At 65.7% G+C, this 23,892-nt stretch carries 24 protein-coding genes; 8 read left to right on the top strand and 16 right to left on the bottom strand.

The annotated features are described in order from the left end of the window. Position 1: 1 nt before the first annotated feature. Positions 2-1,399: an NAD(P)(+) transhydrogenase (Re/Si-specific) subunit beta gene (locus ABUE31_RS05750; protein WP_367722583.1), complete on the top strand. Its 1,398-nt coding sequence runs from the start codon at positions 2-4 to the stop codon at positions 1,397-1,399. Between the two features lie 77 nt (positions 1,400-1,476). After that, complete coding sequence (locus tag ABUE31_RS05745; RefSeq protein ID WP_367722582.1) at positions 1,477-2,289, top strand: aminoglycoside phosphotransferase family protein; 813 nt, start codon at positions 1,477-1,479, stop codon at positions 2,287-2,289. Between the two features lie 59 nt (positions 2,290-2,348). On the opposite strand, the gene ABUE31_RS05740 is transcribed toward ABUE31_RS05745, so the two are convergent. The 4 genes from ABUE31_RS05740 to rpsU all read right to left on the bottom strand — a co-directional run bounded on the left by ABUE31_RS05740 (position 2,349) and on the right by rpsU (position 4,710). Further along, on the bottom strand, positions 2,349-2,834 hold the full coding sequence (locus ABUE31_RS05740; RefSeq protein WP_367722581.1) for a DUF992 domain-containing protein: 486 nt from the start codon (positions 2,832-2,834) through the stop codon (positions 2,349-2,351). A 97-nt stretch (positions 2,835-2,931) separates the two neighbouring features. After that, positions 2,932-3,411 carry a DUF992 domain-containing protein gene (locus ABUE31_RS05735; protein ID WP_367722580.1) on the bottom strand — a complete coding sequence of 160 codons (480 nt, stop codon included), beginning with the start codon at positions 3,409-3,411 and terminating at the stop codon, positions 2,932-2,934. Positions 3,412-3,457: 46 nt separating this feature from the next. Beyond that, the gene (locus ABUE31_RS05730; protein WP_367722579.1) at positions 3,458-4,306 is read right to left on the bottom strand and encodes a tetratricopeptide repeat protein; all 849 of its coding nucleotides are present in this window, start codon (positions 4,304-4,306) and stop codon (positions 3,458-3,460) included. 143 nt (positions 4,307-4,449) lie between these two features. Then, the gene (rpsU, locus tag ABUE31_RS05725) at positions 4,450-4,710 is read right to left on the bottom strand and encodes a 30S ribosomal protein S21 (protein ID WP_367722578.1); all 261 of its coding nucleotides are present in this window, start codon (positions 4,708-4,710) and stop codon (positions 4,450-4,452) included. Between the two features lie 256 nt (positions 4,711-4,966). On the opposite strand from rpsU, the gene ABUE31_RS05720 reads away from it, so the two are divergent. Further along, positions 4,967-6,178: an MFS transporter gene (locus ABUE31_RS05720; protein WP_367722577.1), complete on the top strand. Its 1,212-nt coding sequence runs from the start codon at positions 4,967-4,969 to the stop codon at positions 6,176-6,178. 46 nt (positions 6,179-6,224) lie between these two features. Here the strand turns inward: ABUE31_RS05720 and ABUE31_RS05715 are convergent, their stop codons facing one another. Continuing rightward, the gene (locus ABUE31_RS05715) at positions 6,225-6,983 is read right to left on the bottom strand and encodes an SDR family oxidoreductase (protein ID WP_367722576.1); all 759 of its coding nucleotides are present in this window, start codon (positions 6,981-6,983) and stop codon (positions 6,225-6,227) included. 241 nt (positions 6,984-7,224) lie between these two features. Between ABUE31_RS05715 and ABUE31_RS05710 the strand changes: the two genes are divergently transcribed. Genes ABUE31_RS05710 through ABUE31_RS05695 form a run of 4 tightly spaced genes read left to right on the top strand, consistent with a single transcriptional unit; the run spans position 7,225 to position 12,418 of the window. Then, the gene (locus ABUE31_RS05710) at positions 7,225-8,478 is read left to right on the top strand and encodes a sarcosine oxidase subunit beta (RefSeq protein ID WP_367722575.1); all 1,254 of its coding nucleotides are present in this window, start codon (positions 7,225-7,227) and stop codon (positions 8,476-8,478) included. A 13-nt stretch (positions 8,479-8,491) separates the two neighbouring features. After that, positions 8,492-8,875 (top strand): sarcosine oxidase subunit delta, encoded by a 384-nt coding sequence (locus ABUE31_RS05705; RefSeq protein ID WP_367722573.1) that lies wholly within the window; start codon positions 8,492-8,494, stop codon positions 8,873-8,875. Then, positions 8,875-11,868: a sarcosine oxidase subunit alpha gene (locus ABUE31_RS05700; protein WP_367722572.1), complete on the top strand. Its 2,994-nt coding sequence runs from the start codon at positions 8,875-8,877 to the stop codon at positions 11,866-11,868. Before ABUE31_RS05705 ends, ABUE31_RS05700 begins: the two co-directional genes overlap by 1 nt. Beyond that, positions 11,861-12,418, top strand: a complete 558-nt coding sequence (locus tag ABUE31_RS05695) for a sarcosine oxidase subunit gamma (protein ID WP_367722571.1) — start codon at positions 11,861-11,863, stop codon at positions 12,416-12,418. The genes ABUE31_RS05700 and ABUE31_RS05695 overlap by 8 nt, the downstream gene beginning before the upstream one ends. 42 nt (positions 12,419-12,460) lie before the next feature. On the opposite strand, the gene ABUE31_RS05690 is transcribed toward ABUE31_RS05695, so the two are convergent. Beyond that, the gene (locus tag ABUE31_RS05690) at positions 12,461-12,739 is read right to left on the bottom strand and encodes a hypothetical protein (RefSeq protein WP_367722570.1); all 279 of its coding nucleotides are present in this window, start codon (positions 12,737-12,739) and stop codon (positions 12,461-12,463) included. A gap of 182 nt (positions 12,740-12,921) precedes the next feature. On the opposite strand from ABUE31_RS05690, the gene ABUE31_RS05685 reads away from it, so the two are divergent. Next, on the top strand, positions 12,922-13,125 hold the full coding sequence (locus ABUE31_RS05685; RefSeq protein ID WP_367722569.1) for a hypothetical protein: 204 nt from the start codon (positions 12,922-12,924) through the stop codon (positions 13,123-13,125). Between the two features lie 36 nt (positions 13,126-13,161). Here the strand turns inward: ABUE31_RS05685 and ABUE31_RS05680 are convergent, their stop codons facing one another. The 10 genes from ABUE31_RS05680 to ABUE31_RS05635 form a co-directional block, all read right to left on the bottom strand. Continuing rightward, on the bottom strand, positions 13,162-13,527 hold the full coding sequence (locus ABUE31_RS05680) for a putative quinol monooxygenase (protein WP_367722568.1): 366 nt from the start codon (positions 13,525-13,527) through the stop codon (positions 13,162-13,164). Between the two features lie 27 nt (positions 13,528-13,554). Beyond that, positions 13,555-14,028: a MaoC family dehydratase gene (locus tag ABUE31_RS05675; RefSeq protein ID WP_367722567.1), complete on the bottom strand. Its 474-nt coding sequence runs from the start codon at positions 14,026-14,028 to the stop codon at positions 13,555-13,557. A 161-nt stretch (positions 14,029-14,189) separates the two neighbouring features. Continuing rightward, positions 14,190-15,254 (bottom strand): ABC transporter ATP-binding protein, encoded by a 1,065-nt coding sequence (locus tag ABUE31_RS05670; RefSeq protein WP_367722566.1) that lies wholly within the window; start codon positions 15,252-15,254, stop codon positions 14,190-14,192. Between the two features lie 14 nt (positions 15,255-15,268). Next, entirely contained in the window at positions 15,269-16,054 is a 786-nt protein-coding gene (locus ABUE31_RS05665) for an ABC transporter permease (protein ID WP_367722565.1), read from the bottom strand. Beyond that, a complete protein-coding gene (locus ABUE31_RS05660) occupies positions 16,051-16,923 on the bottom strand; it encodes an ABC transporter permease (protein ID WP_367722564.1) in 873 nt (290 codons plus the stop codon). Before ABUE31_RS05660 ends, ABUE31_RS05665 begins: the two co-directional genes overlap by 4 nt. Before the next feature lie 72 nt (positions 16,924-16,995). After that, positions 16,996-18,105 carry an ABC transporter substrate-binding protein gene (locus ABUE31_RS05655; RefSeq protein ID WP_367722563.1) on the bottom strand — a complete coding sequence of 370 codons (1,110 nt, stop codon included), beginning with the start codon at positions 18,103-18,105 and terminating at the stop codon, positions 16,996-16,998. A gap of 241 nt (positions 18,106-18,346) precedes the next feature. Continuing rightward, positions 18,347-19,519: an iron-containing alcohol dehydrogenase gene (locus ABUE31_RS05650; RefSeq protein WP_367722562.1), complete on the bottom strand. Its 1,173-nt coding sequence runs from the start codon at positions 19,517-19,519 to the stop codon at positions 18,347-18,349. 425 nt (positions 19,520-19,944) lie between these two features. After that, a complete protein-coding gene (locus ABUE31_RS05645) occupies positions 19,945-21,333 on the bottom strand; it encodes an aldehyde dehydrogenase family protein (protein ID WP_367722561.1) in 1,389 nt (462 codons plus the stop codon). Between the two features lie 48 nt (positions 21,334-21,381). After that, a complete protein-coding gene (locus ABUE31_RS05640) occupies positions 21,382-22,752 on the bottom strand; it encodes a glutamine synthetase family protein (protein ID WP_367722560.1) in 1,371 nt (456 codons plus the stop codon). Between the two features lie 72 nt (positions 22,753-22,824). Further along, the gene (locus ABUE31_RS05635) at positions 22,825-23,871 is read right to left on the bottom strand and encodes a TRAP transporter substrate-binding protein (protein WP_367722559.1); all 1,047 of its coding nucleotides are present in this window, start codon (positions 23,869-23,871) and stop codon (positions 22,825-22,827) included. Positions 23,872-23,892: the final 21 nt, after the last annotated feature.

Below are 23,892 nucleotides of genomic sequence, written 5' to 3'. Positions count from 1 at the left end.
CGTGAACGAGAACGTCGCCTCCTTCCTCTATCTCGTCTCCGGCATCCTGTTCATCCTGGCGCTGCGCGGCCTGTCGCACCCGACCACCAGCCGGCGCGGCAACATGTTCGGCATGGTCGGCATGGCCATCGCCATCGCCACCACGCTGGCGCTGGCGACCCCGAGCGTCACCGGCTTCGGCCTGATCGTCGTCGGCCTTGCCATCGGCGGCGGCGTCGGCGCGCTGACTGCGCGGCGCATCGCCATGACGTCGATGCCGCAACTGGTCGCCGCCTTCCACAGCCTGGTCGGCCTGGCCGCCGTCATGGTCGCCGCCGCCGCGATGTACGCGCCGGAAAGCTTCGGCATCGGCGTCGCCGGCGACATCCACAGCCAGGCGCTGGTCGAGATGAGCCTCGGCGTCGCCATCGGCGCGATCACCTTCACCGGTTCGGTCATCGCCTTCCTGAAGCTCGACGGCCGCATGTCCGGCAAGCCGATCATGCTGCCGGCGCGCCATGTCATCAACGCGGCGCTCGGCATCGCGCTTGTCGTGCTGATCGTCATGCTGGTGTCGACCGAGAGCTTCACCACCTTCTGGCTGATCGTCGCGATCTCGCTGCTGCTCGGCGTGCTGCTGATCATCCCGATCGGCGGCGCCGACATGCCGGTCGTCGTGTCGATGCTGAACAGCTATTCCGGCTGGGCGGCGGCGGCGCTCGGCTTCACGCTCGGCAACCTGGCGCTGATCATCACCGGCGCGCTGGTCGGCTCGTCGGGCGCCATCCTGTCCTACATCATGTGCAAGGGCATGAACCGCTCCTTCATCTCGGTCATCCTCGGCGGCTTCGGCGGCGAGACGGCCGCCGGTGGCGACGACGGCATCGAGCGCACCGTGAAGCAGGGTTCGGCGGACGACGCCGCCTACCTGATGATGAACGCGCAGAAGGTCATCATCGTGCCCGGCTACGGCATGGCGGTCGCCCAGGCGCAGCACGCGCTGCGCGAGATGGCCGACAAGCTGAAGGCCGCGGGCGTCGAGGTGAAGTACGCGATCCATCCGGTCGCGGGACGCATGCCCGGCCACATGAACGTCCTGCTCGCCGAGGCCAACGTGCCCTATGACGAGGTGTTCGAGCTGGAGGACATCAATTCCGAGTTCGCCCAGGCCGACGTCGCCTATGTCATCGGCGCCAACGACGTGACGAACCCGTCGGCGCGCGACGACAAGTCGTCGCCGATCTACGGTATGCCGATCCTCGACGTCGACAAGGCGCGTACCTGCCTGTTCGTCAAGCGCTCGCTCGGCTCCGGCTACGCCGGCATCGACAACACGCTGTTCTACAAGGACGGCACCATGATGCTGCTCGGCGACGCCAAGAAGATGACCGAGGAAATCGTCAAGGCGATGGATCACTGATCGGTCTTCGGGTCCCGGAAAACGTACCCGAAGCCTACCGGGCGGCCATCCTCGCCGCCCGTCCTTCCTTCGCCGGCATGCCATTCACAATTGCCGGCAGGGGCTGGCACAGCATCGCCGTCGATGTCGGTGGTCGGTTCATCGCGAAATTTCCCGAGGGTGAAGATGCCGAGGAGGCGCTGAGGCGCGAGGCGTCGCTCTTGGCGGCCGTCCGTCCGCGGCTCACCATGGCGGTGCCCGACATGACCCTCCATCAGGGGCCGCCGCTCTTCTCGCTGCACGGCAAGCTGCCGGGCGCAACGCTCGACGGCCAGGGCTATGCGCGCCTGAACGAGGAAGCGCGCCGTCGGCTGGCGGACGACATCGCGCTTTTCCTGGCCGAAATGCATGCGGTCGATCCAGCCGTCATGCGCGAGGCCGGAGCATTGCCGGTCGGCTGGTGGGATACGGCGGACGCGACGCTCGCACCGGTGTGGCCGTACCTGCCAGAGCATCTGCGGGAGGCCGCGCAGGCCGCCATCGCCGACTATCGCGCACTGCCGCCCGATCCGCTCGGCGAGGTCTACGGCTACTTCGACGCGCATGGCTGGAACATGGCCTTCGATCATCAGCAAGGTCGGCTGAAGGGAATCTTCGACTTCGCCGATTCAGGCTTTGGTCCGCCGCACCGGGAACTCGTGCAGATATCACTTGTCGATGCCGATCTCGCGGCTCGCACGGCTGCCGCCTACCAAGCGCGAACGGGCAGGGTGCTCGACAGACGCCGGATTTTCCTCTTGGCGGCGGCCATGCGCATATCGGAACTTGCCGGAGCGATCGAGACCGACGAGCATGTCGATGCAATACGGGGTTATGTGGTCGGCTGGCTCGAGCAACGCCTGCTGCGCTGAAGTTAGTCGCCGGCCGCGCTTTCGCGCGACCGACAACAAGCCATGCCGGGCAAGGGGCGTCAGCCCGCCGAAGCGCGCAACTGGAAGTCGGTCACGCCGACGGCGATGTTGAGGCCGGTCTGCGCCTGGACGCTGAGCGGCTGAAGCGTGAACGTCTTGTCCGAGCCGCCGACCAGCAGGTTGGCGCCGCCACCGACGGCGACCGACGCCTCGGCGCCCGCGCCGACATAGTTTCCAGCCAGCGCACCCGCGGCGTAGATGTCCTTGCTGGGAGCCAGGACGACCCACGTCATCAGCGTTTCGCCGGTGACGCCGACGTCGAGGCCGATCTTCCTGATCTCACCATGATAGGTCTCCGGCGCCATCGACGCGTCGGCCGGGGTGTAGGTGCAGAGCACGTCCTTGGTCGAGCCGATGACGAAGCCCGCGCCGCCTTCGACCCTGCAGTCGAGCTTGCCGAGTTCGATGCCCTCGTTCTGGGCGCCGGCAGGAGTGGCAAAGCCGAGCAGGGCGGCCGAAGCCGCTGCGATGAGCAGGTGTTTCATGGTCGTTATCTCCTTGAAGCTATCGCCAACAACTGCCGGCGTGCCCTCAAGGTTCCGAGATCGCGCCATTTTCTGCGGCGCGACCCCGGTCGCGCGACTACTTGGTCGCTTCGAAAAGCCTCATCGAGGTCACGGCAAGCGCAAGGTTCAGGCCGGTCTGCGCCTGCACGCTCAGCGGCTGCAGGGTGAACGAGCGCTGGAAGCCGCCGACGAGCAGGTTCGCGCCGCCGCCCGCCACGATGCTGGCCTCGGCGGTCGCGCCGAGATACTCGCCGGCCAGAGCGCCGGCCTTGTGCTTGCTGCTCAACGCAAACACCGCCCACTGCAGCGAACCCTGGTGCGTCACCCCGACATCGACCCCGATCTTGGAGATCATGCCGGTGTAGTGTTCCCGGCGGCCGCTGCGCGACGACTTGAACGTGCAGGACAGCCCCTTGTGCGACGCGATGATGAGCGCCGTGCCGCCTTCGATCTCGCAGGTCAGCAGTCCGAGCTTGATATTGTCGGCGCTGGCAGGTGGGGCAAAAAGGGCGACCATGGCGCTGGCGGCTGCGGCAAGGGTGAACTTCCTGATCATCTTGGCCTCACTTTCTCATCGAAAAACGCTGCCCCGAAGCGGCCGGTCAGCTGCCCTTGACGCGAGCCAGACCGTCCACGGCGGGTTTGTAGTTGGGGTCGAGGCGCACCGCCTGCTGGTAAGACTTCGCGGCCTTGTCCTTTTCGCCGCGCCGCTCGTAGACCAGGGCCTGGTTGGCCCAGCTCTCGGCCACCTTGCCATCGAGCTTGATGGCGGTGTTGAAGTCGGCGAACGCGTTGTCCTCGTCGTTCATGGCGAGGTAGGAGAGGCCACGGCCGTTATACGGTTCCGGGGCGCTGGGCGACATCGAGATGGAGCTCGAGAAATCCTCGATCGCGAATGCGTGCTGGCCCTGGCTCTGATAGATCAGGCCGCGGTTGTGGTAGGCGCGGGCGTCGGTCGTGTCGAGCTGGATCGCCTTCTGGAAATCGTTGAAGGCGAGCGTCACCTGGCCAGCCCGCCGGTAGAGGTTGCCGCGGCCTATATAGGCGGCGTCGTAGCTCGGATTGAGCTGGATCGAGCGGTTGTAGTCGTTGAGCGCGCTCTGCTGGTCGCCGAGGAAGCGGTGGATCAGGGCGCGGTTGGCATAGGCCTGGTAGAAATTCGGCCTGAGCGCGATCGCCTTGTTGAAGTCGTCCAGCGCCTCGCGATACTTGCCGCCGCGGCCATAGGCCGATCCGCGCACATTGTAGGCTTCCGGATCCTGCGGATTGCGGTCGATGACGGCGGTCAGCGACGAAATGTTCTGCTCGGAGCCCTGCGCCGTATCGATGGTGGTGAGTTCGCCGGTCGGTCCGGTGCTCTGGCAGGCGGAGGCCAGCAGGCCCGCCAACAGCGCCGCCATGACCAAACCGCTGCGCATCTTCGGCTCGCGGTCGCCCATGGCTGCAGTCATTGCGTATTTTTCCCTGATGCCGAACCTGGCGAGGCCCGGGGCGTGATCATTGCATCGCGGTGACGCGACGAAAGAAAGGTGGCGGCGATTCGCATCGCCCCACCTGTAATGCCGTACCGCCGGAAAAGGACGAAAAAGGGGCGTCAGCGCGCCGGGCGACCGGGACCCGCATTTGCCGCCGTCTGGCGCGGCGTCATCGGCAGCAGACCTTCACGCTGCGCGCGCTTGCGGGCCAGCTTGCGGGCGCGGCGGACGGCCTCGGCCTTTTCGCGCGCACGCTTCTCGGAAGGCTTCTCGTAATGCCCGCGCATCTTCATCTCGCGGAAGATGCCTTCGCGCTGCATTTTCTTCTTCAGGGCGCGGAGCGCCTGGTCGACGTTGTTGTCGCGGACGAGTACCTGCACGGGCAATCCTGCTTTCGTGTTAAGAAACAATGATTTGGCAAATAGCCAAACGCTGTCGCGGCTGTTACCACCGCGAATTGTGGCGGCTGATAGCAGAATCGGTGCGCTTTGTCGAGTGCGGATTGCCCCGTCGGGTGCCTCGCGGCGCCGGAAGGCCGCCTGGCATCAGAGCTCGCCCCGGCTGCCTCATAACCTTGACTGTCTTTTGGGCGTAGTGCAACTGCCACGCGCAGTCCCCGCATCGCCGGAACCAGACGTGACCGACAGCAGCATCGAGAGCCGGCCATCGAGAGTCGATGGCACCGTCATCGCCGTCATCCTGGCGGTCAGCCTCTGCCATTTCATCAATGACGTGATGCAGTCGCTGCTTTCGGCGATCTACCCGCTGCTGAAGGACAACTACCATCTCGACTTCTGGCAGATCGGGCTGCTCACCCTTGCGTTCCAGGGCACGGCCTCGCTGCTGCAGCCGCTGATCGGCATGTACACGGACCGGCGGCCGCTGCCCTATTCGCTGCCGGTCGGCATGGGCTCGTCGCTGGTCGGGCTGGTCGTGCTGGCGCATGCGCACAGCTATCCCGTGCTGGTGCTGGGCGCGATGCTGATCGGCCTCGGCTCGGCGATCTTCCATCCCGAATCGTCGCGCGTCGCGCGGCTCGCGTCCGGCGGCCGCTTCGGGCTTGCACAGTCGATCTTCCAGCTCGGCGGCAATTTCGGCCAGGCGGTCGGCCCGCTGCTCGCCGCGTTCATCGTGGTTCCGTTCGGCCAGACAAGCGTCTCCTGGTTCACGATCGGCTCGCTCGTCGGCATCGTCGTCCTGTGGAAGGTCGGCGGCTGGTATGCGGCGCACCTGCGCGACCGCAACGGCCGCAGGATGCCCGCGTCGATGTTCCCGCCGCTGCCGCGCGGCAAGGTGATCGCCGCGCTGGTGGTGCTGACCGTCCTGACCTTCTCCAAGAACATCTACATGGCGTCGCTGTCGAGCTACTACACCTTCTACGCGATCGAGAAGTTCGGCGTCACGGTGCAGGGCTCGCAGATCATGCTGTTCGCCTTCCTCGGCGCGTCGGCCGCCGGCCTGGTGCTGGGAGGGCTGTTCGGCGACCGCTTCGGCGCCAAGACCGTGATCTGGTTCTCTATCCTCGGCGTGCTGCCGTTCACGCTGGCGCTGCCCTACGCCGACCTGTTCTGGATCAACGTGCTCGCGGTCCTGATCGGTCTCATCCTGTCGTCGGCCTTCTCGGCGATCGTGGTGTTCGCGCAGGAACTGGTTCCGGGCCGGGTCGGCATGATCGCCGGCATCTTCTTCGGGCTTGCCTTCGGCTTCGGTGGCATCGGCGCGGCCGCGCTCGGTGTGCTCGCCGACTATCGCGGCATCGACTATGTCTTCTGGCTGTGCTCGTTCCTGCCGCTGCTCGGGCTGTTGACGATCTTCCTGCCGAATATGAAAGTCGCGCGGCGCGCGTAGCTGAGGGCGCGCGGCAGCCTGACCGCGCACCCTCCGCGCTCGTCGCTCAGGTGCGGTTGATCGACACGCCGCCGTCGGCGAAGAGCGCCGCGCCCGTCGTGAAGCTCGAAGCATCCGATGCCAGGTAGAGCGCCGACTGCGCGATCTCTTCGGGTTGCGCGACGCGCTTCAGCGCATGTAGTCCTTCAACGAAGCCGCGCTGCTCCGGAGTCTTGAACGTGGCGGACGGCGTGTCCGTGCCGCCGGGAAGCAAGGCGTTTACACGGATGCCTTTCGGTCCGTATTCGGCGGCCAGCACCTGCGTCAGCCCGATCAGCCCCGCCTTGCTCGCTGCGTAGGCCGTCATTCCCGGCATGCCGACCGTGTGGCCTACGAAGGTCGAGGTGAAGATCAACGAACCGCCACCCCGCTCGACCAGGGCGGGAACCTGGTATTTCGCGCCGAGAAACGCGCCAGTCAGGTTCGTTTCAAGCGTATCGCGCCAGTTCTCGACCGACAGGTCGGAGACCGGCCCCATTGCGCCGACGATCGCCGCGTTGTTGAAGGCGATGTCGAGCCCGCCGAAGGCACCCGTGGCGAGTTCGACCAGCGCTTTTGCATAGGCCTCGTCGCGCACGTTGCCGGCAAGCGCGCGCGCCTGGCCACCGTCTTCCGCTATTTCGGCGGCGAGCGATTCAAGTTCGTCATGTCGCCGGGCCGCCAGCACGACGCTGGCGCCTTGTTCGGCGAACAGCCTTGCCGTCGCCCGGCCGATGCCGGAACTGGCGCCGGTGACGATGGCGACCTTGTTGGTGAGCGAGAACATGTCATTTCCTTTCGGGTTGAGCGGCCTGTGACGACCGTTCCCGGGGCATGACAAATTTCCGCTGCGGGCCACCACCCGATACCTGCCGGACAGGAACGGATGCTGTCACCGCTCGCGCATGACGCAAAGCGGCAACCACCGTCGCAGACAGCGCAAGGGTGACACCGGCTTTTCGCTAGTGGTACACCTCGCCTGCGCCGGGAATGTCCCGGCGGATACTCGCGGGGCCAGTCGACGCACCATGCGGAAATATTCGGTATTCGCCATCGCCAGGGAGGCCATGCGCGGCCACAAGGGCTGGGAACAGCAGTGGTCCTCGCCGGAGCCGAGGCCGGAATACGACGTCATCATCGTCGGCGCCGGCGGCCACGGCCTCGCCACAGCCTACTATCTCGCCAAGGAGCACGGCATCACCAATGTCGCCGTCCTGGAGAAGGGCTGGCTCGGCGGCGGCAACACCGGCCGCAATACCACCATCATCCGCTCCAACTATCTCTACGACGAGAGCGCGGGGATCTACGACCACGCTGTCAAGCTTTGGGACGGGCTCTCCCAGGACCTCAACTACAACGTCATGTATTCGGCGCGCGGCGTGATGATGCTGGCGCACAATGTGCATGACATCCAGGTGCTGAAACGCCACATCCACGCCAACCGGCTGAACGGCGTCGACAACGAGTTCCTGACGCCGGAACAGGCGAAGGAGTTCTGTCCGCCGCTGAACATCTCGAAACATGCGCGCTACCCGGTGGTGGGCGCGGCGCTGCAGCGGCGTGGCGGCACCGCCCGGCACGACGCCGTGGCCTGGGGCTATGCGCGCGGCGCGTCGGCACGCGGCGTCCACATCATCCAGAACTGCGAGGTGAAGGGCATCCGGCGCACGCCCGGCGGCGCGGTGAGCGGCGTCGAGACGACGCGCGGCTTCATCGGCGCAAAGAAGCTCGGCGTCGTTGCTGCCGGCCATTCCTCCGTCCTCATGGACATGGCCGGCGTGCGCATGCCGCTCGAGAGCTATCCGCTGCAGGCGCTGGTTTCGGAGCCGGTCAAGCCGGTGTTTCCCTGCGTGGTCATGTCGAACACCGTGCACGCCTACATCTCGCAGTCGGACAAGGGCGAACTGGTGATCGGCGCCGGCACCGACCAGTACGTTTCCTACTCGCAGACTGGTGGGCTCCATATCCTGACCCACACGCTCGACGCGATCTGCGAAATGTTCCCGATGTTCACGCGCATGAAGATGCTGCGCTCCTGGGGCGGCATCGTCGACGTCACGCCCGACCGCTCGCCGATCCTGGCGAAGACGCCGGTGCAGGGCCTCTACGTCAACTGCGGCTGGGGCACGGGCGGCTTCAAGGCGACGCCGGGCTCGGGCCACGTCTTCGCGCACACCATCGCCAGGGACGAGCCGCACAGGATCAATGCGCCGTTCACGCTGGAGCGCTTCCGCACGGGTCGGCTTATCGATGAGGCGGCGGCCGCCGCCGTCGCGCACTGAGGGAGCGGAAACCATGCTTCTCATCCGCTGCCCCTACTGCGAGGAAGAGCGACCCGAACTCGAGTTCCGCAATGCCGGCGAGGCGCATATCGCCCGCTCGGCGTATATCGCCGCGATCAGCGACGAGGACTTCGAAAAGTTCTTCTTCATCCGCACCAACCCGAAAGGCGTGATCTTCGAGCGCTGGCGGCACGTGCATGGCTGCGCGCGCTTCTTCAACGCCGTGCGCGACACCGTGACCGACAGGTTCCTGATCACCTACAAGGCCGGCGAACCGAAACCCGACATCGAGCGTCCGGCGTCGAGCGAACCGGCGGCCTACGCCAACCGGCCGCCGGACCAGCTCAACGTCAAGAAGCCGCGCAAGCGCGCCGCAGCGAAGAAGAAGGACGCGTGATGGCCGAGCCTTTCCGCATCCCCGGCGCGGGCCGGCTGACGCCAGCGAGAACCGCCCGCTTCACCTTCGACGGCAGGCCGATGGGCGGCCTGGAGGGCGATACGCTGGCCTCGGCGCTGCTCGCCAACGGCGTCCACCTGCTCGGGCGCTCGTTCAAGTATCACCGGCCGCGCGGCATCCTGTCGGCCGGCGCGGAGGAGCCCAACGCGCTGGTCACCGTCGCGCGCGACGCGGCGCGCAAGACGCCGAACGTGCGCGCGACCGTGCAGGAGCTCTATGACGGGCTGGAGGCGCATTCGCAGAACCGCTGGCCGGCGCTTTCCTTCGATGTCGGCGCGGTCAACGACCTGTTCTCGCCGTTCTTCTCGGCCGGCTTCTACTACAAGACCTTCATGTGGCCGAAGGCGGCCTGGAAGAGCCTCTACGAGCCGAACATCCGCGCCGCCGCCGGCCTCGGCGTCGCGCCGGACCAACCCGATCCCGACCACTATTCCTCGCGCTTCGCCCATTGCGAGGTGCTGGTGCTCGGCGGCGGCGCGGCGGGCATCGCGGCGGCGCTGGCGGCCGCGCAAAGCGGCCTGCGCGTCATCCTGGCCGACGAGCAGGCGGAATTCGGCGGCGCGCTGCGGTTCGAAAGCGGCGCCAGGATCGACGGACAGGACGGTTGGGGCTGGGCGCAGACCGCGGTCGCGAAGCTGGCGGCGATGGACAATGTGCGCCTGCTGCCGCGCACCACGGCCTTCGGGTACTACGCCCAGAACTTCGTCGGGCTGACCGAGCGCGTCAGCGATCACTTGGCGGCCCCCGGCCACGACCAGCCGCGCGAGCGGCTCTGGCAGGTGCGCGCGAAAAGGGTCGTCATCGCGACCGGCGCGATAGAGCGGCAGATGGTGTTCGCCGACAATGACAGGCCAGGCGTCATGCTCGCCTCGGCCGCGCGCGCCTATCTCAACCACTACGGCGTCGCGGTGGGCAGGAATGTCGGCGTCTATACCGCCAATGACAGCGCCTATGCGGCGGCGATCGACCTCCGGAAGGCCGGCGTGAACATCGCTGCGATCGTCGACCTCAGGGACAACCCCAGCGGACCGCTGATCGACGAGGCGCGCGCGCTGGGCATCGAGATCAACCATGGCCGCGCCGTGGTCAGGACACGCGGCAGGCTGCGCGTGTCGTCGATCGTCGTGCAGCCCAAGAGCGGCGGCGGCGAGCGCAGCATCCCGGTCGACGCGCTCATCATGTCGTCGGGCTGGACGCCATCGGTGCACCTGTTCTCGCAGTCGCGCGGCAAGGTCGCGTTCGACGACGCGACGCGGCGCTTCCTGCCGGGCACCTATGCGCAGGACTGCGTCTCGGTCGGCGCGTGCAACGGGACGGACAGCCTTGAAGCGTCGCTCAACGAGGGCTATGCGGCCGGCGCAAAGGCGGCCAGGGATGCCGGGGGCAAGGCCGCCAGGGGCGCAAAGCCGAAGGCCGAGGCAGGCGAGGGCTGGACGGGCGGCATGCTCGGCGCCGGCCCGGGGGCAGGGGCCGGCACGACGGTGAAAGCCTTCGTCGACTTCCAGAACGACGTCACGGCAAAGGACATCCGCCAGGCGGTGCACGAGGGCATGCGCTCGATCGAGCACGTCAAGCGCTTCACCACCAACGGCATGGCCACCGACCAGGGCAAGACGTCGAACATGCACGGCCTCGCCATTGCCGCCGAGGCGCTGGGCAGCGACATACCGGAGGTCGGGCTCACGACCTTCCGCGCGCCCTACACGCCGGTGACCTTCGGCGCCATCGTGAACCATGCGCGCGGACCGCTGTTCGACCCGACCCGCAGGACCGCGATGCATTCCAGCGCCGAGGCGCTGGGCGCCGTGTTCGAGGATGTCGGCCAGTGGAAGCGCGCCTGGTACTTCCCGCGCGCCGGCGAAGACATGCATGCGGCGGTCAACCGCGAATGCGTCACGGTCCGCCAGGCTGCCGGACTGTTCGATGCGTCGACGCTGGGCAAGATCGAGGTGGTCGGACCCGACGCGGCGAAGTTCATGGAACTGCTCTACACCAATCCCTGGGAGAAGCTCGAGGTCGGCCGCTGCCGCTATGGCATCATGCTGCGCGAGGATGGCTTCATCTATGACGATGGCGTCGTCGGACGGCTGGCGCCCGACCGGTTCCATGTCACCACCACGACCGGCGGCGCCGCGCGTGTCATGAACCACATGGAGGACTACCTCCAGACCGAATTCCCCGAACTCGACGTCTGGCTGACATCGATTTCCGAGCAGTGGGCGGTGATCGCCGTGCAGGGGCCGAGGTCGCGCGAGATCGTCGCGCCGCTGGTCGAGGGCATCGACCTGTCGGACGAGGCGATGCCGCACATGTCGGTGCGCGAAGGGACAATCTGCGGCGTGCCGACCCGACTGTTCCGGATGTCGTTCACCGGCGACCGCGGCTTCGAGGTCAACGTGCCGGCCGACTATGGCCAGGCGGTCTGGGAAGCGCTCTGGGCAGAAGGACAGAAGCATGGCGCCTGCGCCTACGGCACCGAAGCGATGCACGTGCTGCGTGCCGAAAAGGGCTACATCATCGTCGGCCAGGACACTGACGGCACGGTGACGCCGAACGACGCGGGGCTCGACTGGGCGATCGGCAAGAAGAAGACTGATTTCGTCGGCATCCGCGGCCTGAGCCGGCCGGATCTAGTGGCCGCCGGACGCAAGCAACTGGTGGGCCTCAAGACGAAGGATCCCCGCAACGTGCTGGAAGAAGGCGCGCAGATCGTCGCCAACCCCCAGCAGGCGATCCCGATGACCATGATCGGCCATGTCACGTCGAGCTACTGGTCGGAGAATTGCGGGCGATCCATCGCGCTCGGCCTCGTCGTCGACGGGCGCGCGCGCATGGGCGAGACGCTTTTCGTGCCGATGCCGTCCGGAACGCTGGAGGTCGAGATCTGCCAGCCGGTGTTCTTCGACGAGAAGGGAGGCCGTCTCAATGGCTAAGGTCGCCCACACCGCCGACCGCGAGCCGGCCCTTGCCGGCCGCGAATTCTCCGCGCCGAAGGTGAAGCTGGCCGTGCTGCCGCCGGCGCACCGCGTCGCGCTCCGCGCGCGGCCAGACGCTGTCGCGGCGCTTTCCAAGGCGCTCGGTCTGCCATTGCCGCGGGCACCAAAGACATCGGAGACGAAGGGCAGCCGTGTCGCGCTCTGGCTGGGGCCGGACGAGTGGCTGGTCATCGACGAAGGCGCCAAGGATCCGCTTGAGGCCTGCGCCAGGGTGAAGGGACTGCATTCGGCCGCAACCGTGTCGCATCGCAACGTCGCGATCTCGGTGACGGGCCCGGGCGCCGCGGCGGTCGTCAACGCAGGTTGCCCGCAGGACCTGTCGCTGCAGGCTTTCCCGGTCGGGGCCTGCTCCAGGACGATCCTCGGCAAGGTGGAGATCGTGCTGCTGCGGACGGCGCAGGACGCCTTCCGCATCGAATGCTGGCGCTCGTTCAGCGACTACGTTTTCACCTTTCTCTGCGAAGCGGCGCGCGACGAGGCGTCGTGAGAATGCGGAGCGGCATGGCGCCGCCCCGCATGTCGATCCTGATCAGTTCGCGCGGAACTTGAGCTTGGCGCGGGGCTTCACGGCCTTGAACCCCTTGATCTTGCCGGCGCCGACGCTCTTGTGGGCACCGTCGCAGAGGTCCATGCCGGAGCTGATACAGCTCGAATATCCGGCATCGCCGGAGTCCTGGCCGGGCCAGAGATAGCCGCAGGACGAGATGACTTCGTCGTAACAGTCGCTGAGCGGGCTGGCGTCAGCCTTCATGGCGCCGATCGAAGCCGCGAAGGTCGCCGTGGCGACCAGGATAGCAAGGCGTTTCATGTTCACTTCCTCCAGGGTTGGACTGCAACCGGCGTGCTCGCCAGTTGGGAATGGGTGTTCCAACCCCACGGAAAGGTTCATGGGCGGCGACAATTCCGTTCAGGCATGTGGACGGGCGGGTGCGCGGGCTGGCGCGGCGCGCAGGGGCTCCTATGTAATCCGGGAGCAGGAGGTGATGCGACATGAGCAATTCGAAAGCGCGCGACAGCGCGACCCAGTCGCCGGCCGTCAGGTCGCTCGAGCGCGAAAAGCGCCGGCAGAAGCGCACCGCCGACGAACTCGAGGAGGAACTGGAAGAAGGTCTCGAGGATACGTTTCCGGCCAGCGATCCGGTTTCGGCGACGTCATCGTCCATCCCCGGCGGACCAAGGAAGGCGCGCCGCTAGCCCGGCCGCCCGGCGGCCGGCGAGGGCGGCAGGGCTTCAGCCGTCGTTTGAGGCGTTGAGCTGGTCAGGCGCCATGCCGGTCTCCTCGGCGGGACCGTTGACGATGTTCGAAACCACCCGCCTGCGCGACTTGACCAGCGGCGCGGTGGCGTTCCTGAGCACCGCGAGGCGCGGGTTGTCGCCATGCGCCGCGAAGGCCGCCTCGTCGGTGAAGATCTCGTTCAGCATCACCGCATTGGCGATCGGCCGCCCGTTTTCGTCGAGCGGCTTCGTGACGTCGAAGCGAAGGCAGCCGGGCTCCTCGATCAGCGTACGCCGCGCATGATCCATGGCCAGGGCGGTGAACTCCTCCTCGGCGCCTTCATTGGTTTCATATTCGACGACGATGCAGATCTGCGGCACGTAACCAATCTCCCGGTTGATGTCGGTTCAGCGGTCCTTCGGCGGCACGAAGGCCAGGGTCAGCCAGCGCGCGGTGAGCGCTGGCTTGGCGGACCCCTCGATCTCGATCGAGACGTCGTTGGTCACCTGGATCCAGCCGGATGGACGCGCCTTGACGTCGGCGAGGGTGAACCGGGCGCGGATGCGCGAACCGGTCTTGACCGGCGCGACGAAACGCACCTGGTCGAAGCCGTGATTGATGCCGATGTCGGCGCCCTCGAGTTTGGGCGCGGTCTCGAACGCGAAGGTCGAAAGCAGGGACAGCGTCAGAAACCCATGGGCAATCGTGCCGCCGAACGGCGTCTCGGCGGCGGCGCGAACGGGGTCGCAGTGGATGAACTGGTGATCGTCGGTCGCCTCAGCGAACTGGTCGATCATGGTCTGCGTGACCTCGCGCCATGACGAAAGGCCGCTTTCCTGGCCGACCATCGCCTGCAACGCGTCGAGCGTAATGGTTTTCACGAAGTGTGCTCCTGTCGCTCGTGCGGCGCCGCAGGTCCTTCCGGCGACCGTGAGCCGGATTGCGCCTCCTATCGCGGATCGGCTGCGGATTTCAACCTTGAACGGCGCCGGGTCGCATGCGGCTTGTGCGCGGGCCCGGCCGCCCCGCCTGGCGTCGCCGGCTAGTGCAGCACGAGCACGTCGTCGGGCGAGAAGCTTATCTGCGCCTTCTCGCCGACCCTCGGGGGTGGCGACGCCGGCGAATTGAAGGTGTCGAGCGACACCGCATCGCCGCCGATGCCGACGCGGACACGGATGACCGAACCCAGGAAACTGACGTCCGAGATGCTGCCGTCGAGGGTTGCGTCGCGTCCGTCGCGCTTGCCGAGCGAAATGGCTTCCGGCCGCAGGGCGAGCGACAGCGTGTCGCCGGCCTTCGAGCCGTTGAGCTTGCCTTTCAGCATGACCTCGCCGGCGCCGACCTTCACCCTGCCTTCCGCGGCATCGGTAACGACGCCCTCCAGTACATTGAGGGTGCCGACGAAGTTGGCGACGAATTTGGTGGCCGGCCGGTTGTAGATCTCGAAAGGCGTGCCGACCTGCTCGGCCTTGCCGCCATACATGACCACGATGCGGTCGGAGATCGACAGCGCCTCCTCCTGGTCGTGGGTGACGAAGACGGTGGTGATGCCGAGTTCCTTCTGGATGGCTCGGATCTCGTCGCGCAGCGCCACGCGCACCTTGGCGTCGAGCGCCGACAGCGGCTCGTCGAGAAGCAGCAGCTTGGGCTTCGGCGCGATGGCGCGGGCGAGCGCGACACGCTGCTGCTGGCCGCCGGAGAGCTGGTAGGGATAACGGTCGCCGAACTGCGGCAGCTTGATCAACTCCAGCATTTCCGCGACGCGCCTGTCGCAGTCGGCCTTCGGGGCGCCGGCGACCTTCAGGCCGAAGGCGATGTTCTGCGCCACCGTCAGGTTGGGAAACAGCGCATATGCCTGGAAAACCATGCCGATGTTGCGCTGGTTGGGCTTCAGCCGGGTGATGTCCTTGCCGCCGACGACGATCTTGCCGTCGGAGGGCTCCTCGAAGCCGGCGACCATGCGCAGGACGGTGGTCTTGCCGCAGCCCGACGGGCCGAGGAAGGAAATGAACTCGCCGCCGGCGACGTCGAGGTTGAAATCCTGCACGACCGTCGTCGCGCCGAAGGTCTTTCGGACATGCTCGATCTTGAGGAATGGTTCGACCATTGGTGCGTCCCGGTTCAGTGCGACTGCGCGGGCGGCTTGGGGGCAAGCCGTACCACGATCTGGATGAGGCCCATGCAGAGCCAGGTGATGGCAAACGAGATGACCGCAAGCGCCGAAGGCTCGTAGGCCTTGTTGGCGCCGACCAACTGGAGATAGGGGCCGAAGGCGGGGCGGTTGAGCAGTGCGGCCAGCGTGAACTCCCCGATGACGATGGCGAAGGTCAGGAACGCGCCCGAGAGCACGGACACGAAGACGTTGGGCAGGATGACGCGCCCGAAGATCGTCGTCCAGCCCGCGCCGAGCGATTGGGCGGCCTCGGTCAGCGTCGCGATGTCGATGCTGCGCAGGCCGGTGTCCACTGCGCGGTACATGTAGGGCAGCGCCAGCGCCGTATAGCCGAACATCAAGAGGATGTTGGTGCCGGTGTCCGATCCCGTCAACGGCAGCCAGCTCGACGTGTTGTAGAGGCGGATATAGCCGAACACGATGACGATGGCCGGAATGACAAGCGGCATCAGCGTGATGAACTCGACCAACGGCCGAAGGTAGGGCATGCGCAGCCTTACCCAATAGGCGGTCGGCACCACGAGCAGGATGCCGAAGACGATGGTGACGAGCGCCATGACAACGGAATAGGTGAAGGTTTCCCGGAACTGGGGATCGGCGAGCACCGAGGCGTAGGCGTCGAAGGAATATTCGCCGCGCCGCATGGACAGCGAAAACTCGGTCATGCCGACAAGCGGGAGGATGAAGATCAGCGACCCCAGCAGGAACGCGGTCCAGGCAGCGAAGGTCTTCATTTCTGCCACCTCTCCGTGCGCGCCCGCAGCCAAAGATAAAGCGTGTTGGCAATGCCGGTTATGACGATCATGCCGAGCGCCAGCGCGTAGCCCAGGCCCGGGCTCCCCAGGACGTCGCCGCGGATCTGCGAGAACAGCAGGATCGGGGCGATGTTGAGCTGCGGGCCGGCAAGCGCGAAGGCCGTCGCGACGGCGCCGAACGAATTGGCGAACAGGAGCGCGAAGGTGCCGAGCAGCGACGGGACGAGGATCGGGAAGGCGATCATGCGCCAGTATTGCGCGGAGGTCGCGCCGAGGATCTCCGCGGCCTCGCGCCATTCGCGGCGCAGCCCGTCCAGCGCCGGCGTGATGATGAGGATCATCAGCGGCACCTGGAAGAACAGGTAGGTGGCGATGAGGCCGGTGGTGCTGAACAGATTGAAGCCTGTGGCGGCGCGCACGTTTATGCCGAACTCGGTGCGCAGCCAGACGGTGATAAGGCCGGCCGGGCCGAAGGTGGCGATGAAGGCGAAGGCGAGCGGCAAGCCGGCAAAGTTCGAGGCAACGCCGGAAAAGGTCAAGAGCGGCGAGCGGATGAAGCGCGGCAAGCCGCCGAGGACGACGGCCGCGGCCATCGCGAAGCCGATGAGGCAGCCGAGCAGCGCCGACCAGAAGCTGATCCGGATGGAAACCCAGTAGGCATTGCGGATGTTCGGGGAACTGAGACCGGCGACGTTGTCGAAGGTAAAGCCGCCATCCGCGCCGCGAAACGCGCCGACGACGATCGACACGGCGGGCAGCAGGAGAAACAGGAAGGCGAAGAGGAAAAACGGCGCGACGCCCAGCCATTGGGTCGGCAGACGGCGTCCGGAAGACGAAGCGAGCGACATCGGTTGCGCGGTCCCCTCTTCCTGGAAAGAGGTGGACACGAGCCTCACGGCTCGTGTCCACCGATGGTTTTGCTACTGAACGACGTTGGCGCCGACGACGCCATCCCAGCCTGCCTTGACCGCCTCGGAGTTGGCGTTCACGGCGTCGAGGCTCGGGAACACGGCCTTGGCGTAGCCTTCAGCCGGCGGCAGCTTGTCGAGCATCTCCTGCGGCACCGAGCCCTTGGCAACGAGGTCGTTGAAGCGGATCGGGTGGCAGTAGCCCTTCAGCCAGCCGAGCTGGCCTTCGTCGCTGTAGAGGTATTCCATCCACAGCTTGGCGGCGTTGGGCTGCGGCGCGTAGGCGCTGATGGCCTGCACGTAGACGCCGGCAAGCACCGAGTCGGAAGGCACGACGACCTTGACCGGCGGGTTGCCGTTGAGCGAATCGCTCCACGACAGGGCGTTGTAGTCCCAAGCGATGATGATCGGCGTCGTGCCCTGCGCGAGCGTGCCAGCCTTGCCGATGACCGGGACGAAGTTGCCCGCGTCGTTGAGCTTCTTGAAGTATTCAAGGCCTGCCTTGGCAGCGTCCGCGCCGGGCGCCGCACCCTGCGCCATGCCAGCGGCCATGACGCCGAGGATAGCCTGGTTCGAGGCACGCGGATCACCCGCCAGCGCGACCTGGCCGGCATATTCCGGCTTCAGAAGATCGGCGAAGGAGGTCGGCACGTTCTGCACCAGATCGGTGTTCACCATCAGCGACATGACGCCGTAGTAGTCGCCATACCAGTGGCCGTCGGCGTCCTTCGCATCGGCCGGGATCGTGTCCCAGGTCGCGACCTTGTGAGGCTGCAGCAGGCCTTCCGCTTGGGCGGCCGGACCGAAGGAAAGACCGACGTCGAGCACGTCGGGCGCCTGCGGGCCCTTGTTGTCCTTGTTGGCGCGAACCGCCTCGAGCTCGTCGGCGGAGCCGGCGTCAGGATTGAGTTCGTTGACCTTGATGTCCGGATACTTCGCCTTGAAGCCGGCGATGACGTCGCCGTAGCCGCACCAGCTGTGCGGCAGGGCGATCGTGGTGAGCATGCCTTCCGCCTTGGCGGCGGCAACCAGTTCGTCCATCGACTGCGCGGACGCGATGGCCGTCGTCACCATCAGCGACGCAGCCGTAAGGGAAAGCGCTTTTCCCGTGAAATTGAACATATGTTCTCTCCGTTGAACTGACGCCATTCGACGCCTCGGAATGCGGTACCGCTGTCATGTGACAGTCCCGTGAAAGTCGGACTGCCAGATCCCCCAAGGCGCGAAAAGTTAACCCCTTTTTTCAGATCGTATCAATCTGCGCCGAGTTGATTTCTCGGCTAAACACTTTGAGCCCCTTCCGTCAGCTTTCCTCCCTCCGTTTGCGACCGCCCTCGTCCCCTGAGCGACAGGGCCGAAAAGTTCAGAGTTTTCCGGCGATTGCGTTGTCGAGCAGCGTCTGCGCCGCCCGCTTGGTCAGCTTGACCGGGTTGGAGCCCGTGCTCGGATCCTCGACCGCCATTGCGGCGATTTCGGCCTTGCGCCTGACGTCCATCTTCAGCCCCTTGATGAGGTCGGGCAGCGTGTGGGGAACCTTGAGTTCCTTCCTGAGCTTCAGGATCGCCTTGCTGAAGCCGTCGAAGCCGCCCTTGATGCCGATATAGGCGCCGGCACGCGCGATGCGCTCCTCGATCGCCGGCCGGTTGAAGGCGAGCACGTAAGGCATGAACACGGCGTTCGTCATGCCGTGATGGGTGTCGTAGAGCGCCCCGATCGGATGCGACAGCGAGTGGATGGCGCCGAGCCCCTTCTGGAAGGCGGTGGCGCCCATTGCCGCGGCCGCCATCATGTTGGCGCGGGCGGTGATGTCCTTGCCGTTGGCGGCCGCCTTCGGCAGGTTTTCGAAGACGAGGCGCATGCCTTCCAGCGCGATGCCGTCCGCCATCGGATGGAAACCGGTGGCGCAATAGGCTTCGAGGCAATGGGCGAGCGCGTCCATGCCGGTGCCGACCGTGATGAAGGGCGGCATGCCGACCGTGAGTTCGGGGTCGGCGATGACGATCGCGGGCAGGAGCTTGGGGTGGAAGATGATCTTCTTGGTGTGTGTCGCCTCGTTGGTGAGAACGCCGGCACGGCCGACCTCGGAGCCGGTTCCGGCGGTGGTGGGAACGGCGACGATCGGCGCGATCGCATCCGAATCGGCGCGCGTCCACCAGTCGCCGATGTCCTCGAAATCCCAGATCGGCCGGGTCTGGCCGGCCTGGAAGGCGATCAGCTTGCCGAGATCGAGCGCCGAGCCGCCGCCGAAGGCGATGACGCCGTCATGCTTGCCCTTCTTGAACGCCGCTATGCCGGCGGTGAGGTTGGCTTCCACCGGGTTCGGCTTGACGTCGGTGAACACCGAATGGGGGATCCTGGCGTCTTCCAGCACCTTCAGAGCCGAAGCGGTGGAGGGCAGTTTCGCCAGGCCGGGGTCGGTGACGAAGAGCGGCCGCTTGATGCCGGCGAAAGCCAGCGCATCGGGCAGTTCCGCGATGCGGCCGGCGCCGAAGCGGACGGTGGTGGGGTAGTTCCATTTGGAGACGAGCTTGGACATCAACGGTTCTTTCTTGGCCAACATTAGCTGAGTTAGCGGCGGTACATCGTGTCTGGGATTGCGGTCCCGTCATGACCGTATCTTGAATATGATTCATCGCAGGAACTGACAGTATCCGCTTGGAACTTGGCGTTCCAATGTTCCAACAATGGGGTGAATAGTGCTAGTTGCGTCTCACTATTAGGGTCTTCATTGACTTGCAATTCTAGAACATCCCAAACGATATCGATCATGTTGTGTCGCAGATTAAAACTATTGCAATAGGCGCTCGCAGCGAACAACTCAGCCAAATGATCGCGGAGCGTCTCGCTCGAGACTTCGATCAACGACTTAGAGGATGCAGGGGCTGCTACAATGGCGAGGCCCAACGAAAGGCACGCGCTCAGCCGCTTAGAGGCTGTGGTACACTTTGAAATGGCGGACACCTAAACTTTCTCGCGCAGGTGGAAGGATTTCGGACGGGTCAGGTTGTCGTACCCGATGGCCGAGAGTGCGGCGCCCTTTCCGGTGTCCTTGACGCCGGTCCAGACCAGCGCCGGATCGAGATAGTCGCAGCGGTTCATGAAGACGGTGCCGGTCTCGACGCGGTCGCCGATAGAAATCGCGTGGTCGGTGTCGGCAGTCCAGACCGAGGCGGTGAGGCCATAGGGGCTGTCGTTCATCAGCGAGACAGCCTCGTCGTCGTCGCGCACCTTCATGATGCCGACGATCGGGCCGAAGCTCTCTTCGCGCATGACCGACATCTGGTGGTTGACGCCGGTCAGCACCTCGGCCGGCAGGTAGGGCGAACCGGCCTGGTCCCGGTCGTCCCTGGCGTTCATGTGGGCGGTCGCGCCCTTGCGCAGGGCTTCGGCCTTCTGCTCGCGGATGAGGTCGGCGAAACGCGCCTGCGCCATCGGCCCGATGACCGCGTCCTTGTCGAGCGGGTTGCCGAGCGTCCAGTTGCGGCTTTCGGCGATGAAGCCCTCGACGAAGTCGTCATAGACCTTCTCGTGTACGTAGATGCGCTCGATGCCGCAGCAGCACTGGCCCGAATTGAAGAAGGCGCCTTCCGCGAGGTTGGCGATTGCGTGGTCCATCTTGGCGTCGGGAAGAACGTAGGCCGGGTCCTTGCCGCCAAGCTCGAGGCCCATGGTCATGAAAGTACCAGCCGCTGCCTTCTCGATGGCGCGCCCGCCCGCAACCGAGCCGGTGAAGTTGACATGGTCGATCTTGCCGGAGCCGAGCAGCCTTTCCGTCTGGCCGTGGTTGAGCACGACGTTCTGGAAGACGCCCCTGGGCAGGCCGGCCTTCTCGAAGGCCTGGGCGAAGCGTTCGCCGACCAGCAGCGTCTGCGCGGCGTGCTTGAGGATGACGGTGGAGCCCGCCATCAGCGCCGGCACGATCGTGTTGACAGCGGTGAGGTATGGGTAGTTCCACGGCGCGATGACCATCACCACGCCGAGCGGCTCCTTCTTCACATAGCGGCGGAACCCGTCCTTCGGGTTTGACGCGGGCACGGGGGCGAGCGCCTTTTCCGCGATCTCGACCATGTATTGGGTGCGTTCCCTGACGCCGCCGAACTCGCCGCCGTAGCGGACCGGGCGCCCCATCTGCCAGGCGATCTCCGGCACGATCTCGTCGGTCATGCCGACGAGCGCTTCCAGCATGGCGAGCATGTACCTGCCGCGCGTTGCGATCGGCGTCTTCGCCCATTCCGCCTGCGCGCCGCGGGCGCGCTCGACGGCCGCATTCAGTTCGGCGTCGGTAGCGACGGGGCGCTCGGCATAGATCGAGCCGTCGATCGGCGACTTGAGTTTTATCGTTTCAGTCATGTCTGATGTCCTTGTCATCATGCGCCGCAGGCGTGCGCGCCGCGGCAGCTAGTATCGCTCGAACCCGCGGTGCAGCTCCCAGTCGGTGATCCGGCGGTCATATTCAAGCTGCTCCCAGCGGGCGGTGTGAAGGTAGTGCTCGACGACTTCCTCGCCGAACGCGGCCTTCAGCATCTTCGACTTCGCCATCGCATCGGTGGCGTCGCGCAGGGTCTTGGGAATCTCCGGCAGCCTGGCGGCCTGATATGCGTCGCCGACGAACGGCTTCTGCAACTCGAGCTTCTCGTCGATGCCCGCAAGGCCCGCAGCGATGAGCGCCGCGAAGGCCAGATAGGGATTGAGGTCGGCGCCGCCGATGCGGCATTCCATGCGGATGCCCTTGGTGCCTTCGCCGCACAGCCGGAAGCCTGCGGTGCGGTTGTCCTCGCTCCACATGATCTTGGTCGGCGCGAAGGTGCCGGACTGGAAGCGCTTGTAGGAGTTGATGTAGGGCGCCAGGAACCAGGTGAACTCGCGGGCGTATTTCAACTGGCCGGCGGACCATTGCCGGCCAAGCTCGGACAGCGTCCATTCTGCCTTCTTGTCGAAGAAGAGCGGCGTCTTGCCGTCGGCGCTCCACAGCGAGTTGTGGATGTGGCTGGAGTTTCCGGCGAGCCCGTAATTGTACTTCGCCATGAAGCTGATCGCCTTGCCCATCTGGTCGGCGATCTCCTTGGCGCCGTTCTTCAGGATGACGTGCCGGTCGGCCATCTCAAGCACTTCGGCATAACGGACGTTGATCTCTTCCTGGCCGGGACCCCACTCGCCCTTGGAGTTCTCGATCGGGATGCCCGCGGCCTGCATGTCGTTGCGCAGGCGGCGCATCACGTCCTCTTCCTTGGTGGTGATGCCGATCAGGTAGTCGCCGATATAGGGCGATGCGGTCTCGAGATTCTGCCAGTGCTTCTGGCGGGCCGAGTCGTAGCTTTCGCTGAACAGGTAGAACTCGAGCTCGGACGCGAAATAGGCGAGGTAGCCGCGCTCCTGCAGGCGCTGGACCTGCTTCTTCAGGATGCCCCGGGGCGAGTGCGGCAGGTCCTGGTGCGTGTGGTGGTCCTGCAGGTCGCACAGCAGCAGCGCCGTCTTCTCAAGCCATGGCACGCGGCGGATGGTAGTGAGGTCGGGCTTCATCACGAAGTCGCCGTAGCCCTTCGACCAGCTGGCCGCCTTGTAGCCGGGCACCGGCTCCATATCGATGTCGTTGGCGAGCAGGTAGTTGCAGCCATGCGTCTCGTCATAAGCGGACTCGACGAAATAGCTGGCCAGGAAACGCTTGCCGATCAAACGGCCCTGCATGTCGACTGCTGCGCAGAGCACCGTGTCGATCTCGCCGCTGGCGGCAGCCTTTTTCAGTTGATCGAATGTGAGATTGCCGGCCATTTGACTTTGTCCTGGATGGGGTTGGAGCCCGCCCCCGGCATTGCGCCGGGAGCGGTGGTTTCATTTTTGGAATCAGGATTCGCTGTAGGGGAAGCCGGCGTTGTTGATGACGCCGTTGTATTGCTTGAAGATCTCGATCACCTTCGCCTTGGTCTCGCTTTCGGCGGCGATCTCGTCCCAGAACTTGACCGCTGCCAGCTCGACCTGCTTCCATTCCGCGGCAGGCACGGAGCGCAGCGCCAGCTTGTCGCCGGTCGCCCGCAGCTTCGCCTCGCCGCCCCAGTACCACTGGTTGCGGAAGGTGTGGCTGGCTTCCATGCACGACATGTAGATCTGCTTGAGATGATCGGGCAGGTCAGCCCACTTCTTCTCGTTGGCGAACCACGAGCCGATCCAGGCGCCAGAGATGTTGTTGGTCAGGAAGTAGTCGGTGACATTCGCCCAGCCGACCGTGTAGTCCTCGGTGATGCCCGACCAGGCCATGCCGTCGAGCTCGCCGGTCTGGACGGCCACTTCGGCGTCCTCGTAGGGAATGGAAACCGGAACCACGCCGAACTGGGCGAGGAAGCGGCCCGCGGTCGGGAAGGTGTAGAGCTTCAGGCCCGACAGGTCGGCGAGGCTCTTGATCTCCTTCTTGGTGTTGAAGTTGCAGGGGTCCTGGCCCGCCGCGGAAAGCCAGACGACGCCGCCGGCCTTGGCATAGGCGTCGCGCCAGATCTCGGCCAGCCCGTACTGCTGGAAGAGCACCGGCACGTCGACGATCGAGCGCGTGGCGAAGGGGAAGTAGCCACCAAAGATGCCGACTTCCACCGGGGCCGCCATCGAATCGTCGTCCGAATGGACGGCGTCGATCGTGCCGGCCTGCATGGCGCGGAAGAGCTCGCCCGTCGGCACGATCTGGTCGGCGAAGAACAGCTCGATCACCATTTCGCCGTTCGCCGCCTTGTTGAAGGCGTCGACGAAGGGCTGGGTGACGAACTGGCCGAGCGTCGCGCCGGCATAGGTCTGCATGCGCCAGCGGATAGGCTCCTGCGCGATGACCGGAGGCGCCGCCAGCGCGGTTCCGGCGGCAGCACCCGCCACGCCGGCCTTGGTGAGGAATTTGCGTCTGCTAAGCATGCTGTTCTCCTTCTCTGGTGG

This window comes from Mesorhizobium marinum, from assembly GCF_040813675.1.
GTDB lineage: Bacteria > Pseudomonadota > Alphaproteobacteria > Rhizobiales > Rhizobiaceae > Mesorhizobium_K > Mesorhizobium_K marinum.
Note: the sequence above shows the minus strand (reverse complement) of the source record. Positions and strands in the feature narration are given on the sequence as shown.

Bases quoted from the DNA above. Each gene is read 5' to 3' on its own strand.
- ABUE31_RS05745 (WP_367722582.1), top strand. From the start codon at position 1,477: ATGCCATTCACAATTGCCGGCAGGGGCTGGCACAGCATCGCCGTCGAT.
- ABUE31_RS05740 (WP_367722581.1), bottom strand. From the start codon at position 2,834: ATGAAACACCTGCTCATCGCAGCGGCTTCGGCCGCCCTGCTCGGCTTT.
- ABUE31_RS05735 (WP_367722580.1), bottom strand. From the start codon at position 3,411: ATGATCAGGAAGTTCACCCTTGCCGCAGCCGCCAGCGCCATGGTCGCC.
- ABUE31_RS05730 (WP_367722579.1), bottom strand. From the start codon at position 4,306: ATGACTGCAGCCATGGGCGACCGCGAGCCGAAGATGCGCAGCGGTTTG.
- ABUE31_RS05715 (WP_367722576.1), bottom strand. From the start codon at position 6,983: ATGTTCTCGCTCACCAACAAGGTCGCCATCGTCACCGGCGCCAGTTCC.
- ABUE31_RS05710 (WP_367722575.1), top strand. From the start codon at position 7,225: ATGCGGAAATATTCGGTATTCGCCATCGCCAGGGAGGCCATGCGCGGC.
- ABUE31_RS05705 (WP_367722573.1), top strand. From the start codon at position 8,492: ATGCTTCTCATCCGCTGCCCCTACTGCGAGGAAGAGCGACCCGAACTC.
- ABUE31_RS05700 (WP_367722572.1), top strand. From the start codon at position 8,875: ATGGCCGAGCCTTTCCGCATCCCCGGCGCGGGCCGGCTGACGCCAGCG.
- ABUE31_RS05695 (WP_367722571.1), top strand. From the start codon at position 11,861: ATGGCTAAGGTCGCCCACACCGCCGACCGCGAGCCGGCCCTTGCCGGC.
- ABUE31_RS05690 (WP_367722570.1), bottom strand. From the start codon at position 12,739: ATGAAACGCCTTGCTATCCTGGTCGCCACGGCGACCTTCGCGGCTTCG.
- ABUE31_RS05685 (WP_367722569.1), top strand. From the start codon at position 12,922: ATGAGCAATTCGAAAGCGCGCGACAGCGCGACCCAGTCGCCGGCCGTC.
- ABUE31_RS05670 (WP_367722566.1), bottom strand. From the start codon at position 15,254: ATGGTCGAACCATTCCTCAAGATCGAGCATGTCCGAAAGACCTTCGGC.
- ABUE31_RS05665 (WP_367722565.1), bottom strand. From the start codon at position 16,054: ATGAAGACCTTCGCTGCCTGGACCGCGTTCCTGCTGGGGTCGCTGATC.
- ABUE31_RS05660 (WP_367722564.1), bottom strand. From the start codon at position 16,923: ATGTCGCTCGCTTCGTCTTCCGGACGCCGTCTGCCGACCCAATGGCTG.
- ABUE31_RS05655 (WP_367722563.1), bottom strand. From the start codon at position 18,105: ATGTTCAATTTCACGGGAAAAGCGCTTTCCCTTACGGCTGCGTCGCTG.
- ABUE31_RS05650 (WP_367722562.1), bottom strand. From the start codon at position 19,519: ATGTCCAAGCTCGTCTCCAAATGGAACTACCCCACCACCGTCCGCTTC.
- ABUE31_RS05645 (WP_367722561.1), bottom strand. From the start codon at position 21,333: ATGACTGAAACGATAAAACTCAAGTCGCCGATCGACGGCTCGATCTAT.
- ABUE31_RS05640 (WP_367722560.1), bottom strand. From the start codon at position 22,752: ATGGCCGGCAATCTCACATTCGATCAACTGAAAAAGGCTGCCGCCAGC.
- ABUE31_RS05635 (WP_367722559.1), bottom strand. From the start codon at position 23,871: ATGCTTAGCAGACGCAAATTCCTCACCAAGGCCGGCGTGGCGGGTGCT.